General features: G+C 64.7%; 11 protein-coding genes. 3 read left to right on the plus strand and 8 right to left on the minus strand.

Translation table 11 applies throughout. The features are described 5' to 3' along the window. Positions 1–10: 10 nt before the first annotated feature. The 7 genes from G4223_RS15915 to G4223_RS15945 form a co-directional block, all read right to left on the minus strand. Complete coding sequence (locus G4223_RS15915) at positions 11–1,279, minus strand: nucleotide sugar dehydrogenase (RefSeq protein ID WP_163681794.1); 1,269 nt, start codon at positions 1,277–1,279, stop codon at positions 11–13. Between the two features lie 19 nt (positions 1,280–1,298). Further along, complete coding sequence (purH, locus tag G4223_RS15920; protein ID WP_163681795.1) at positions 1,299–2,879, minus strand: bifunctional phosphoribosylaminoimidazolecarboxamide formyltransferase/IMP cyclohydrolase; 1,581 nt, start codon at positions 2,877–2,879, stop codon at positions 1,299–1,301. Positions 2,880–2,974: 95 nt separating this feature from the next. Then, entirely contained in the window at positions 2,975–3,973 is a 999-nt protein-coding gene (locus G4223_RS15925) for a hypothetical protein (RefSeq protein ID WP_163681797.1), read from the minus strand. 178 nt (positions 3,974–4,151) lie between these two features. Further along, positions 4,152–4,289 carry a hypothetical protein gene (locus G4223_RS15930; protein WP_163681799.1) on the minus strand — a complete coding sequence of 46 codons (138 nt, stop codon included), beginning with the start codon at positions 4,287–4,289 and terminating at the stop codon, positions 4,152–4,154. A gap of 67 nt (positions 4,290–4,356) precedes the next feature. Continuing rightward, the gene (locus G4223_RS15935; protein WP_163681801.1) at positions 4,357–5,046 is read right to left on the minus strand and encodes a glycosyltransferase family 2 protein; all 690 of its coding nucleotides are present in this window, start codon (positions 5,044–5,046) and stop codon (positions 4,357–4,359) included. Between the two features lie 103 nt (positions 5,047–5,149). Next, the gene (gene asnB, locus G4223_RS15940; protein WP_163681803.1) at positions 5,150–7,006 is read right to left on the minus strand and encodes an asparagine synthase (glutamine-hydrolyzing); all 1,857 of its coding nucleotides are present in this window, start codon (positions 7,004–7,006) and stop codon (positions 5,150–5,152) included. 8 nt (positions 7,007–7,014) lie between these two features. Beyond that, on the minus strand, positions 7,015–8,928 hold the full coding sequence (locus G4223_RS15945) for a polysaccharide biosynthesis protein (protein ID WP_163681805.1): 1,914 nt from the start codon (positions 8,926–8,928) through the stop codon (positions 7,015–7,017). A gap of 145 nt (positions 8,929–9,073) precedes the next feature. On the opposite strand from G4223_RS15945, the gene asnB (G4223_RS15950) reads away from it, so the two are divergent. From asnB (G4223_RS15950) to G4223_RS15960, 3 genes are read left to right on the plus strand one after another with little or no spacing between them, the layout of a single operon-like run. Next, positions 9,074–10,819 (plus strand): asparagine synthase (glutamine-hydrolyzing), encoded by a 1,746-nt coding sequence (gene asnB / locus G4223_RS15950; RefSeq protein ID WP_163681807.1) that lies wholly within the window; start codon positions 9,074–9,076, stop codon positions 10,817–10,819. Positions 10,820–10,834: 15 nt separating this feature from the next. Then, entirely contained in the window at positions 10,835–11,836 is a 1,002-nt protein-coding gene (locus tag G4223_RS15955; RefSeq protein ID WP_163681809.1) for a methyltransferase domain-containing protein, read from the plus strand. Positions 11,837–11,841: 5 nt separating this feature from the next. Further along, positions 11,842–12,705: a polysaccharide deacetylase family protein gene (locus G4223_RS15960; RefSeq protein ID WP_163681810.1), complete on the plus strand. Its 864-nt coding sequence runs from the start codon at positions 11,842–11,844 to the stop codon at positions 12,703–12,705. Positions 12,706–12,715: 10 nt separating this feature from the next. Here G4223_RS15960 and G4223_RS15965 read toward each other — a convergent pair whose 3' ends face one another. Continuing rightward, the gene (locus G4223_RS15965) at positions 12,716–14,422 is read right to left on the minus strand and encodes a diguanylate cyclase (RefSeq protein ID WP_163681812.1); all 1,707 of its coding nucleotides are present in this window, start codon (positions 14,420–14,422) and stop codon (positions 12,716–12,718) included. Positions 14,423–14,444: the final 22 nt, after the last annotated feature.

Below are 14,444 nucleotides of genomic sequence, written 5' to 3' on the forward strand. Positions count from 1 at the left end.
CGGACTTGGGTCACAGCCCCCACAGCCGGCGGCCAGGCGGCAGGTCGCGACCGCGCCACACCCCCTTGATGTCGGCGATCAGACCGCCGTCACGCACCATCTGGGCAATGGTCTCGTTGCTGAGCGCGCCATAAGGAGCGTGCGGCACCGCCACCACCAGGGCGTCGTAACCGGCACAGCCGTCCAGGCTGGACAGCAGCGTCTCGTTGTATTCGTGCCGGGCCTCCTCGGCGTCGGCGAAGGGGTCGTGCACATCCACCGTGTGCCCGCGCGCGCGCAAGCCGGCGATGACGTCCACCACCTTGCTGTTCCGCAGGTCGGGCACGTCCTCCTTGAAGGTCAGGCCCAGCACCAGGATGCGGGCGGAACGTTCCAGGCGTTCGCTGATGCGTCCGGCGATCCACGGTCCCATGCCGTCGTTGATGCGCCGTCCCGACAAGATGATTTCCGGGTGGTGACCGTTCTGTTGCGCGCACAGCGCCAGATAGAACGGATCGACGCCGATGCAGTGGCCGCCCACCAAGCCGGGCTTGAAGTTCAGGAAGTTCCACTTGGTGCCCGACGCTTCCAGCACGTCGTGAACCGAAATCCCCAGTTTCTGGAAGATCATGGTGATTTCGTTGATGAAGGCGATGTTGATGTCGCGCTGGGCGTTCTCGATCACCTTGGCGGCTTCGGCGACCCGAATGGACGCGGCCAGGAACACGCCACCGGTGGTCACCGAGCCGTAGATGCGGCCCAGCAATTGGGCGACCTCGGGGGTCTGGCCGGACACCACCTTGGTGATGCGGTCAACCGTATGCAGCTTGTCGCCGGGATTGATGCGTTCCGGGCTGTAACCCAGGAAGAAGTCCACCCCCGCCTTGAGGCCGGAATGCTTTTCCAGTTCGGGACCGCAGATATCCTCGGTGACGCCGGGATAGACGGTGCTCTCGAACACCACCACGGCACCCTTGGCCATGGCCTGGCCGACCGTACGGCACGCCGACAGAACCGGCCCCAGGTCGGGGCGGTTCTCAAGGTCCACCGGCGTCGGCACGGTGACGATGTAGACGTCGACCCCCTTGAGGTCGGCGGCGTCGGCACTCAGGCGCAGCGAACTGGCCCGCAAGACCGGCGATTCGATCTCGCCGGTCCGATCCTTGCCGGCCTTGAGTTCGTTGACGCGCGGCACCGAGATGTCGAAGCCGACGGTGGGAAAATGGCGGGCGACGGCGACTGCCAGCGGCAGACCCACATAGCCCAGTCCGATGACGCCGACGCGAGGGTTCTCGATCATGAACGAAGGCTCCGGCGGCTTAGTGGCGGAAATGGCGCATGCCGGTGAACACCATGGCCAGGCCTTTTTCATCGGCCGCCGCGATCACTTCGGCGTCGCGCATGGAACCGCCCGGCTGGATGATGGCGGTGGCACCCGCCGCCGCCGCCGCCAGCAAGCCGTCGGCGAACGGGAAGAAGGCGTCGGACGCCACCACCGAGCCCACGGTTCCCGGCTGGGCCTGGCCGGCGGCGGTGGCCGCTTCCTGGCTTTTCCAGGCGGCGATGCGCGAACTGTCGACGCGGCTCATCTGGCCGGCGCCGATACCGACGGTGACGCCGTCCTTGACGTAGATGATGGCGTTGGATTTCACGTGCTTGCACACCCGGAAGGCGAACAGCAAATCCTTGAGTTCCTGTTCGGTCGGCGCCCGCTTGGTCACCACCTTCAGTTCCTCGAGCCGAACGCGGCCGTTGTCCTTGGTCTGGAACAGATAGCCGCCCGACACGGCGCGCAGCGTCATGCCGCCGGCCGAGACGTCGGGCATGCCGCCGGTGACCAGAAGACGCAGGTTCTTCTTGGCGGCGAAGGCGGCGACGGCATCCTCGTCCGCCTCGGGGGCGATCACCACTTCGGTGAACAGCTTGCTGATTTCGGCGGCGGTGGCGCCGTCCAGCTTGCGGTTCAGCGCGATGATGCCGCCGAACGCCGACACCGGGTCGCAGGCCAGGGCCGCCTTGTAGGCGCTGACCATGTCGGCGCCGCTGGCGACGCCGCAGGGATTGGCGTGCTTGATGATGGCCACGGTCGGTTCGTCGAACTCGGCCGCCAGCTCGAAGGCGGCGTCGGTGTCGTTCAGATTGTTGTAGGACAGCTCCTTGCCCTGAAGCTGGCGGGCGGTGGCGATGCCTGGACGCTTGTCGCCGGTGACATAGAAGGCGGCGGCCTGATGCGGGTTCTCGCCATAGCGCAACGACTGCTTCAACTCGCCGGCGACCACCACGCGGCGCGGGAAGGTGTCGCCCAGTTCCTTGGCAAACCACTGGCTGATGGCGGCGTCGTAGGCGCCGGTACGGGCATAGGCGGTGGCGGCCAGCTTCTTGCGAAGGGCCAGGGTGGTGGCGCCGGCATGGGCGCTCATCTCTTCCATGACCACCGCGTAATCCTCGACGTCCACCACCACGCTGACGGAATCGTGGTTCTTGGACGCGGCACGGATCATCGCCGGACCGCCGATATCGATGTTCTCGACACAGGTTTCGTAATCGGCGCCCTTGGCCACGGTGGCCTCGAACGGATACAGGTTGACCACCAGCAGGTCGATGGGCTGGATGCCGTGCTCGGCCATGGCGCCTTCATGTTCGGCGTTGCCACGGATACCCAACAGGCCGCCATGCACCTTGGGATGCAAGGTCTTGACGCGGCCATCCAGCATTTCCGGGAAACCGGTGTAATCCGCCACCTCGACCACCGCGATGCCGGCATCGCGAATCGCCTTGCAGGTGCCGCCGGTGGACAGGATCTCGACGTTCCGTTCGGCCAGGAAACGGGCGAATTCAATCAGACCGGTCTTGTCGGACACGGAAATCAGGGCACGGCGAATGGGACGGAGATCGGACATCGGAAGCCTGCGTCAGGTGAGGTGAGAGGTGCGCATAAACGCGCAATGTCAGGGATATAGCACACGAGGAAGGGGGAGCCAGGACAAAAAACGGGCTAGGCCGGGCGCGAACGCCACCGGCCGGCCAGGACCACGAACACGAACGGCGTCATCACCGCCAACGGCAGCATCTGCCGGCCAAGATCGGAACCGTAGCCGCTTTTGAACATGCCGATGAACACGGTGACCGCGAACCCCACGCAAGGAGCCAGGACAGCCCACACCCGCCGCCGCGTTTCCACCGCTTCCAGCGGCGTTTCAGTCATGAAGGCGCTGGCGGCCGCCGAAAAGAGAACGGCCGGCATCATCACCGACAGCATGTTGGCGATGGTCACGTTGAGCCACAGGAAATTGTACTTGGCCTGAATGTCCCAATAATAACCGAGCCAAGCCCACATCTTGTTGAAGACACCCTCGACCTCCGCCGCCCTGGCAAGGCCGGATTCCTCCATCTGCAACGTGCCGAACGTCGAGAACAGGGAGAAGACCAGCACGGTGCCGACACCGGCGGCCACGAGCAGCACGCCGCCATGCCGCCATCCCCGCTCGCGCCAGCCGGCCAATCCCAGGGCGATGCCGGTGACCAGACCGAGGTTGTCCATCAGAACCTGACCGAACGCCGCCATCAGCATGGCCTGCCACCAGTTCACCGGCCCCCGCAGGATCAGCAGCGCCAGCAACGGCAGGAACCCGATCATGGACCAGTCGAACGACAAGATGGTGTCGACGAACAGGTAATAGGAAGGCGGCCAGTTCACCACGTGTTGCGCCAGGGTGAACATGGCGTTGACCACCAGCGCCGGCCAGCCGCCAAGGATACACAGCAGCAAGACCACCAGGACCAAGCGGCGCCAGGTCGAGCGGACCAGCCGGCAAAGCAGGACATAGACGGGAAGGGCCAGGATCACCCGGTAGCCGTACAGGGCCAGAAGCTGCACCGCCATCTCGGCATGATGACGCGACGGCTTGATTTCCCACGGCGAGGGAACAGCCAACGGCGCCGCATCGGGGGTCAGGAACATGAGATGGCTGATGGCGGCCAGCAGGCCGTGCACCGGCCAATAAATCCACGCGGTGTTCCGCTGGCACCCAAAACAACCGTCAAAAGTTTGAAGAGAGCCATCGGAAACGGCAACCAGGATATTTGCCAGATCTCCGCGCACCATGGACGCCAGGAACACACCAACCACGAACAGCACAAGCGGTGCCCACCCCAAGGGGGGAGAACGTCCGTCAGCCATTGTCGCCTCCGCGTTCCAGCGTGGAAATCCGAACAATGTCGCCCAACACGCCCAATCCCAACAACAGACTCGAAACGGCACCGGTGGCGAACCACAGGGTCGCCAGTTCCGAGGCGCCGAACAAAGACAAAACAACAGATGGAATTAAGAACATTATGACAAGACCAAGAACCATCAAAAGATAAAACTTAACAGGATTAAAAAAACGTGATTCCCTGAAACACCAATTGCATCATTCTCAAAGAATCACGGAAATGCCGAACCTTGCTTTCTCCAACCCTTTTTGAATAAGGTATCTTTATATATTTTACGAAATATTTCTCACCCAGAGCAAATACAGTAATACTTGTTGTGAAAGAAAACGTGTTGCACAGGAACGGGAAGAACCTGAGGGCAAGCGCCTTGGTGAAAATCCGAAAGCCGCTGTTCGGGTCTTCGATGCGGGCGGCCACCATCACGTTCAGGAAACCGATCAGCAATTTGCGGAAGAACCGCTTGACCGGCTTGTCCAGGGTCAGGACGTTTTCACGGGCGGCGACCACCATGTCGAAACCGTCCCGCATGCCTTTCACCAGTTCGGGAAGGCGCTCGATCTCGTAGGTGCTGTCGGCGTCCACGATGCCGATCCAGTCGTAACGGGCCCCCAGGATGCCCGTCTTGATGGCGCTGCCGTAGCCGATGTTGACGGGATGCGACAGCACCCGGATGTCGGCGCCGCATTGTTCCGCCCGCTCGCGGGTGGCGTCACGCGAACCGTCATTGACCACGATGATCTCGTACGGAATGCCCAGGCTCGCCAGGACAGGACGCAACCGTTCCACCGTCGAGGCGATGGCGTCCTCTTCGTTATAGGCCGGAATAAGATAGCTGAGACCAGTCGAAGCCATGTGCGAAGCCCGAGTATTGACGGAAAAAGACGCCGGAAGTCGCGGGATAGTGCACCAAGCGCCAGAGCACGTCCAGATTCCGCGACAGGGTATTGTCAGCGCCCTAAGCCGCGCCCTCGGCCCAGGCAGCCAGCATGCGCAACACGAATGATTTGTAGGTGACGTCCTCGCGGGCGGGCGACAGGCGGAAATTCTGGCGGAACAGGCCGGCCAAACGGCCGCTTTCGGGGGGATCGACCCTGCCGATGCCGGCCGTAGGGGCGCCAAACCCCTCTTTGCGCCGATTGAGGATCGAAGCCGGCAGACGGTCTGTCATGCAATCCTTCAAGATGCATTTCTGGCGGCCCCGGCGCATCTTGGCCGACGTCTCAAGGCCCAGCACCCATTCCACCAGCCGGTGATCCAGAAACGGCGACCGTACCTCCAAGCCCCAGGCCATGCTGGTGCGGTCGACCTTGACCAGGATGTCGTTCGCCAGCCAGGTCTTGATGTCCACGTAAAGACAACGGTCCAGGAACTGCCCGCCACGGACTTCCTTGAAATGGTCGGCGAAAACCGTGAAAGGGTCGTAGTCGCCCAATGCCGCCAGAACGTCGTCGGACAAGAGACGATGCTTTTCGGCATTGGAAAACACCACCCGCCACCAGTAATGGGCCCGTTCCGCCGACAGCCCCCGCCCGGCAAGGAACTGCCGAAGCTTGTAATCCAGGCTGACCTTGCGATAGGACGGCCGCAACACCCGCCGCGCGGTGTGGTCCAGCGCCGCCTGAAGCGGGGCCGGCATGTGGCGATAGACCGAATAAAGACGGTTGGCCTTGTAGGTCGGATAGCCCGCCAGAACCTCGTCGGCGCCGTCACCGGCCAAAGCCACCTTGACGTGCCGGGCCGCCGCCTGGTTGAGATGAAAGCACGGTAGCGCCGAAGTGTCGGCGAACGGCTCGTCCAGATGCCAGGCCAGGGCCGCCAGATCGGTGTCGCGGTCGGGCGCCACCTCCAGTTCCTCGAGCCGAACGCCGACATGACGGGCCACAATCCGCGCATGGATGCGCTCGTCGAAGCTGCGTTCCGCGAACCCCACGGTGAAAGCCGTCGGCGGGTGAGCCGAAATGCGGGCGGTGACGGCGGTCACCGCCGACGAATCGACGCCGCCGGACAGGAAGTTGCCCACCGGCACATCCGCGTCCAGACGCAGACGCACCGCATCATCCAGCAATTCCATGAAATGCTCGCGGGCGGACTGGTCGTAAGGGCGGCGGGGAGCCAGAACGAAATCGGCGAGATTCCAATATCGCCAGCTGCGCAACGACCCGGTGGCCGCGTCGAACGTCGCGCCATGCGCCGGCGGCAGGGATTTCAGGTTGGACCAGATGCTTTTGTCGCCAAGGACATAGCCCACCGACAAGAAATCCGACAGCGACCGCAGGTCGATGTCCCGGCCGGCGCGAATACGGTCGTGGCAGAACAGCGCCTTGGGTTCCGACGCGAAAGCCAGGAAGCGTCCGTCATGGTGAAAGAACAGCGGCTTCTTGCCCAAGCGGTCGCGCGCCAGAAACAAGACCCGGCGCCTGGGGTCCCACAGCGCGAAGGCGAACATGCCGTTCAGCCGTTCCAGGCAGGATTCGCCCCAATGTTCCCATGCCGCGAGCAACACCTCGGTGTCGGAGCGGGAACGGAACTTTCGTCCCTTGCCCGCCAGGTATTCGCGCAATTCGGCGTGGTTGTAGATTTCGCCATTGAAGACGACGACTGCGCCGTCTTCACCGGTCATCGGCTGCGTTCCCCCCTGGCCGAGATCAAGGATGGCCAAACGGCGATGACCCAGATGGACACCGCCGTCGCCCGCCCATAACCCCTCGCCGTCGGGTCCGCGATGGGCCAGACTGCGGGTCATCCGGGCCAATGGTCCGTGCTGCGGATCCGAACCGGCAGCGGGATCGACGTATCCGCAGACGCCGCACATGCAAAAGCCTAGCCGGCCAGAGACGAAGGGGTGTCGCCGCGGACATATTCCGGCACCAGGGCTTGCAACCGCCGCAGCACCTGATCCCGATCATGTTGGCGGCAAAGGGTGGCCAGTTCGTCCAGGGCAAGCCCCAAGGCCTGGGCGTCGGCTGCGCGTGGCGACGCCGACAGGATGCCCGGGCGTTCCGTCGGCACCGGCGGTTCGGCGCCGTGGAAAATTTCTTCGAACAGCTTCTCGCCCGGCCTCAGGCCGGTGAAGACGATCTTGACGTCCTTGTCGGGAATCCGTCCGGCCAGACGGATCATCTGCCGGGCCAGATCGACGATCCGCACCGGCTCGCCCATGTCGAGAACGAAGATGCGCCCGCGCTCCTGGCCGTCGGTGGTGCCGAACGCCGCCGCCTGCAACACCAGTTCCACCGCTTCGCGGACCGTCATGAAATAACGGGTCATCTCGGGATGGGTGACCGTCAACGGTCCGCCCCCGGCCAATTGTCGTTGGAACAGCGGCACCACCGAGCCGGTGGAGCCCAGAACGTTGCCGAACCGCACGGTGACGTAGCGGGTGCCGCCGCGCGGCCCCTCGGCGAGGTCCAGCGCCTGGGCGTACATCTCGGCCACCCGTTTGGACGCGCCCATGACGTTGGTGGGGTTCACCGCCTTGTCCGTGGAAATCTGGACCATCAACGCCACCTGGGCGTCGCGGCAGGCGTCGGCGACGATGCGTGTCCCGATGGCGTTGGTCAGCACCCCCTCGTCGGGATTGTATTCGACCATCGGCACATGCTTGAGGGCCGCGGCGTGGAACACCAGTTCAGGACGGTGCTGCGTCATCACCGCATTGACGCGAGCATGGTCGCGGACGTCGCCCAGCAACGGCAACCGCTCGATCTCGGGGAAGCGTTGCGACAGCTCCATGTCGATGGTGTAGAGGTTGAACTCGCAAGCCTCGTACAAGATGAGATGGGCGGGCTTCAGGGCGCAAATCTGGCGGACCAGTTCGGAACCGATGCTGCCGCCCGCTCCGGTGACCAGAACACGACGGCCACCGATCAGCCGCTCCATCATTTCCCGGTCGAGCACGTTCTGCGGCCGGCCCAACAAGTCCTCGACCGCGATCGGGCGCACCTCGATACGGTCGCTGACCCCATCCTTGAGGTCGGTCAGGCGCGGAATGCGCGACAGCGACAGCCCAAGACGGTCGGCGCAGTCCAGCAATTGGCGAACCGCGCCGCCATCCATGTTGTGGTCGGTGATGATCAGCCGTTGCGGAGCCGCCCCCTTGGCCTGAAGGGCGGCAACCACCTGTTCAAGCTGATCCACCGACCCCAACACGTCGACACCATGGATATGGCGGCCGACACGGGCGCCGCGTTCGCTGATCAACCCGACCGCCACATAATCGCTTTGCTGGCTGCGGGCCGCTCGGATGAACAGGTCCGCCTCGTCGCCGGCACCGACCAGAAGCACCGGAATGCGCCCGGACGCCCGCGCGATCTTGGTCTGCTGGCGGTGATCCTTGAACAGCCGGTAGAGGAAGCGCGGGCCGCCCAACAGGGCGATCAGCACGAACCAGTTGATGATCAGTTGCGAGCGGGGAAGGCTTTGCAGCCGCGTGACCAGGAACAGGAAGGCGGTGAAGATCAGTACCGTCAGGGTCGCGGCACGAGCCAGGGCCAACATGTCGCTGACCGACGCATAGCGCCACACGCCACGATACAGGCGTTGTGAAATGAACACGGGGGCGGCGATGCCGGCGAACAGCAGCGTCGCCAACCCCAATTCGCCGCCGCTCCACCAGCCGGCGACTTCCCCGCCAAGCCGCAGGTAAAGCGACAGGACAAAGGACAGCGCCGCCATGACGATGTCGTGGACGAAAGCCACATGGGCGCGCGTCAGGGGCGATCCGTGTAGTTTCATGCGCACAATTCTGAAAACGCCACACCCTGCCTTGAAGGCCGATATTCTTAGTCCTTTCGCCGTCTGCTGTCCAAGCCCAATCACTGGCAGGGGGAGGCAAAATGAGGTAGAGATGGCCGGTTTTCCATAGCCGGTTTCCTTTCCCATGTGTGGTTTCGCCGCCATATTCGCCCACGCGCCGGATGCCGCGCCCGCCGACCGCGACGCCCTGGACCGCGTCCGCGACACCATGCGCAAGCGCGGCCCCGACGCCGCGGGGACCTGGCTTTCCCCGGACGGGCGCGCGGGCTTGGCGCACCGCCGGCTGTCCATCCTGGACCTCAGCGACGCCGGGGCCCAACCGATGGTGGACCAGGACCTCGCCATCGCCTTCAACGGCGAGATCTACAACTTCCAGGCATTGCGCGACGAGCTGGAGCAGGCGGGCACCCGCTTCCGTTCCCACTCGGACACCGAAGTCGTCCTGGCGCTTTATCGCCGCGACGGCGAGGCCATGCTGGGACGGCTGCGCGGCATGTTCGCCCTGGCCATCTGGGACGGCCGCCGCCAGGGCATGCTGCTGGCCCGCGACGGATTGGGCATCAAGCCGCTTTACGTCTCGGAAAAAGGCGGCGTGCTGCGGGCGGCGTCGCAGGTCAAGGCGCTGCTGGCCGGCGGCGGGGTGGACACCAGCCCCGACCCGGCCGGTCATGTGGGATTCTTCCTGTGGGGCCACGTTCCCGAACCCCACACCCTTTATCGTGGCATCCGCGCCCTGCCGCCCGGCAGCTGGCTGTGGCGGGACAGGAACGGCGGGCAGCGTCAGGGACGTTTCTTCGACCTGGGCGACACGTTGCGCGGAGCGGGCGGTGAGCCGCCGGCGTCGTTGCGCGACGCCTTGCTGGAATCGGTTCGCCATCATCTGGTGGCCGACGTTCCGGTCGGCCTGTTTCTGTCGGCCGGCCTGGATTCGACCACCCTGTGCGCCCTGGCCAGCGAGGCCGGGGGGGCAGGACGCCTGAAGACCGTCACCCTGGCGTTCGAGGAATTGCGTGGCGGCCCCGGCGACGAAGCGCCGCTGGCCGAGCGGGTGGCCGGCCATTACCGCACGGACCACGCCACCCTGACCGTCGCCGGCCGGGAATTCGCCGACGTCCGCGACACCTTGCTGGCCGACATGGACCAACCGTCCATCGACGGCGTCAACGTCTGGTTCGTGGCGCGTGCCGCACGTGCCGCCGGGCTCAAGGTGGCGTTGTCGGGATTGGGCGGCGACGAATTGTTCGCGGGATACGACAATTTCCGCCGCATTCCCGCCTTGACCCGGCGGCTGGCGCCGCTGGCCGCCGTGCCGGGCCTGGGGCGCGGCTTCCGTTGGGCCACCGCCGGCTGGATCGGCCGCTTCACCTCTCCCAAGGCGGCGGGAATCCTGGAATTAGGTGGCAACACCGGCGACGCCTACCTGTTGCGGCGCGGCCTGTTCATGCCCTGGGAACTGCCCGGCCTGATCGGCGCCGACATGACCCGCGCCGGTCTGGCCGAATTGCGGCCACGCCAGGTTCTGGCCGAGGCCCAACGGGGATTCCAGTCGGACCGTCTGGCCATCTCGGCGCTGGAGATGCAGTTCTACATGCGCAATCAGTTACTGCGCGACGCCGATTGGGCCGGCATGGCGCATTCCCTGGAAATCCGCGTACCGCTGGTCGATACCGTGCTGTTGTCCCAGGTTCGGGCCCTGATCCAGACGGGGAACGCACCGTCCAAGGCGGACATGGCCGCCAGCGCCCGGCCGACCTTGCCCGATGGGGTGCTCAACCGCCCCAAGACCGGCTTTTTCATCCCGGTGGCGCAATGGCTTGGCGAGACCTCCCTGCGGGGATGGGCGCGCCGGGTCCACGCGGCCGCCCGGTAAGGAGAGTTCCCGACCATGAAGCCTTGGTTGCTCGAATTGTTGCAATGCCCGGCCTGCCGTTGTGACGATTCGTTCCACCTGGACGCCGAGGAAAGCGCCGGAGACGATGTGCTCAGCGGCCGTCTGAGCTGTCCCGGTTGCGGCAAGACGGTGCCGATCATCCGGGGTGTCCCGCGCTTCGTCGCTGGCGCCGAGAACTATGCCGAGGGATTCGGCTGGCAATGGAACCGCTGGCGCCGGCTCCAGGTGGACCGGCTGTCCGGCCACACGGTGTCGGAACGCCGTTTCCTGGCCGATTCCCGTTGGCCCGCCGACTGGATCAAGGGCAAGCTGATCCTGGATGCCGGCTGCGGTGCCGGCCGGTTCACCGACGTCGCCGCCCAGCTTGGCGCCCGCGTGGTGGCATGCGACCTGTCCAACGCCATCGACGCCTGCCGCGCCAATTGCAGCGAACCGGCCGGCCACAGCCCCGACCGCGGCGAGGTGGCCTGGATTCAGGGCAACCTCTTGGACTTGCCGCTTCGGCACAGCGTGTTCGACGCGGTGTTCTGCATGGGTGTCATCCAGCACACGCCCAAGCCGGCCGATGTGATGCGGGCCTTGCCGACGCAATTGAAGGCCGGAGGACGGCTAGCCTACAATTTCTACGAACAAAACCCGTTGCGGCGTCTGGAATTCATCAAGTACGGCCTGCGCCGCGTGACCCCCGGCTGGCGTCAGGACCGGCTGTTGTTGTTGTGCCGGCTTCTGGTCGCCTTGTTCTTCCCCCTGACCCTGGTCATGAGCCGCATTCCCAAAGTGCGCTTTTTCGTGCGTTTCCTGCCGATCGCCGCCGTGCACGACCCTGGTCTGAGCGTCGCCCAGCAATATGAATGGACGTTGCTGGACACCTTCGACTGGCTGAACCCCCATTACGAAATCTGCCAGGACCACCACGAGGTTCGAGCCCTGCTCGCCGACATGGGATTGGCCGACGTCGGCAGCCAGCCTGGGCTGGCCTGGGCAACCAAGAGTTGAGGGTCATGGTGTCGCTTCGTCATACGCTCGCCCCCGCCTGGCTGTCTGTGTGGCAGGCGGGGCGGGCCTTGGTTCCGGGACCGGCCGGCGCGTTCCGCATTTTGTTGTTTCACGACGTTCCCCCGGCTGAACGGCCGGCTTTCGCCGCCTTGGTCCGGGATCTGCACGCCGCCGGCCGTTTAATCTCTCCGAAACAGGCCGAGGACATGCTGAGCGGGACCAATCCCAGCCGGCGCGGACCGCCGCCGTGTTTGTTGTCCTTCGACGACGGCTTCGCCTCGAACGTCCAGGTGGCGCAGGACATCCTTGACCCTTTGGATGTCAAAGCCCTGTTCTTCCTTTGCCCCGGCCTGATGGATCTGGACGGCGACCGCCAGGGTCAGGCGATCGCCGCCAACATTTTCGATGGCAAACGGACCGCCGGCGACCTGCGGCTGATGAGCTGGCGACAGGCCGAAACGCTGCGCGACAAAGGGCACGTCCTTGGTGCCCATACCCGCGACCATTTGCGTCTGACCCGTCTCGACGCCGCCGGTCTGGCCGAACAGGTGGGAGAGGGGGCCAGACTGCTGGCCCAGCGGCTTGGGCAGGTGCCGCCGTGGTTCGCCTTCACCTTCGGTGACGTGAACAGCGTCGATGCCGCCGCCTTGGCCGAGATTTCCCGTCATCACCGTTATTGCCGTAGCGGCGTGCGGGGCCTGAACAGCGCCAAGACCCATCCCCTGGCTCTCAGGGCCGATCATGTGGAGTTGGCGGCACCATTGGCATGGCGGCGCATGGGCACGGAAGGGGCCTTGGACCCCCTTTATCGCCGCCAGCGTCACCAACTGGACCAACTGGCCCGCATGGCCCGCGGCGAAAAGCTCTGAACGGCTTCGCCTAACCGCACACCCGGTCGCGGCCTTCGCTCTTGGCGCGGTAAAGATTCTGGTCGGCCTCGTGCATCAGGGCTTCCAGGCTGGGATGGCCGGAAAGCGCGACGGCCAGACCGATGCTGACGGTATAGGTCAGCGAGCGGCCGTCGCCGATCTCGATCCGGCTGCGGCGGATGGTCTCCGTCAACCGTTCCGCCACGTCGCGGGCATGGTCCAGATCGGTTTCCGGCAACAGCGCCATGAATTCCTCGCCCCCCAGACGGCCGAAAGTGTCGGTGGTGCGCAAGGTGTCGCGACACAGCGCCGACAGCTGTTTCAACACCAGATCGCCCACATGGTGACCATGGGTGTCGTTGACCGACTTGAAATGGTCGGCGTCGATCATCAGCACCGCCATCGGCCGTTGGTAACGCCGTGCCAGACGAAAGGCGTTTTCCGCCGTTTCGATAAAGGCCCGGCGATTGAGCGCGCCGGTCAGGCCGTCGGTGGTCGCCAGTTCCATCAGGCGCCGTTCGAACGCCTTGCGTTCGGTGATGTCGCGCACGATGCCCACATGGATACGGCCGTCCTGGTCCTCGGCCAGACCGACGCTGACTTCGACGGAAAAGGTGCTGCCGTCCTTGCGCCGTCCCAGAACCTCACGGCCGCCGGCCATCAAATGGGGGGCCTTGTTGGGGCGGGTCATGTATTCATCATGATGCGCGGCATCGTCGGCATTCATCAGGCGGTTGACCGAACCGCCGACGACTTCGCCGCGGGTGTAGCCGAACAAGCTTTCCGCCGCTGGATTGAACTCGCGCACGATGCCTTTTTCGTCGATGACGATGACGCCGTCGCGCGTGGTTTCCAGGAAACTGCGCAGCCGGCGTTCCTTGGCCGCGATGATGGTACGGCCGCGATGATAACCATAGACGGCCACCGCCAGGATCACCGCCACCATCAGGCCGACGCCTTCGATCAGCCGTAACAGGGGACTGGACACGCTCCAGCCGTGAAGCGGCCGGATCGCCAATTGCCATTGGCCGCCCGGCACTGAAATCTTCAACAGAACCGGATCGGATCGGAACAGGGCCGGGTCGCCCAGGAACACCTCGCCCTTTTCCGCCAAGCCGTCCCGGCCGCGCAAGGCCAGGGCGAAGCCGTCCACCTCGGGAGCGATTCCGGCGGTGCGGAACAGGTCGCCCACGTCCAGCACCAGACTGATCATGCCCCAATAATTGCCGTCTTCCAGGAACACCGGGGTCCGGCTGATCAGTCCGGTCCCCCCCTGTCTCAGGTCAAGCGGCCCGGCCATGGTGGTTTCGCGCCGTTCCATGGCCGCCTTGACCGCCGGCCATTGGCTGGGCAGGTCGGGGTAATAAAGCCCCAGCACCGATTCGTTGCCGCTTAAGGGATAGACGTAGGCGATGCGGTTGCCGGGTGCCACCCCGATATTGCGGATATGGCGGCCATGATGATAGAGCGCCCGCAGACCGCCGATCACCGACTCATTCAGATGGCCCTGCATGGCGTTGACGTGGGCCAGAAGGCCGTTGACCAGGAAGACGTCGCTCTTGATCTCGGATTCCAGGCGCACCACCAGACCGGCGGCGTAGCGTTCGGCCTGAATGCGCTGATCCCGTTCCAGACGTTCGTACTCGGCCCGCACCACCAGATGCACGCCGGCCACCAACAGCACGAACAGGGTCATGCCGGCGACAAGGCCATACAACAGATTTCTATGAAACCTGCCC

The organism is Magnetospirillum aberrantis SpK, from assembly GCF_011022235.1.
Classification (GTDB): domain Bacteria; phylum Pseudomonadota; class Alphaproteobacteria; order Rhodospirillales; family Magnetospirillaceae; genus Magnetospirillum; species Magnetospirillum aberrantis.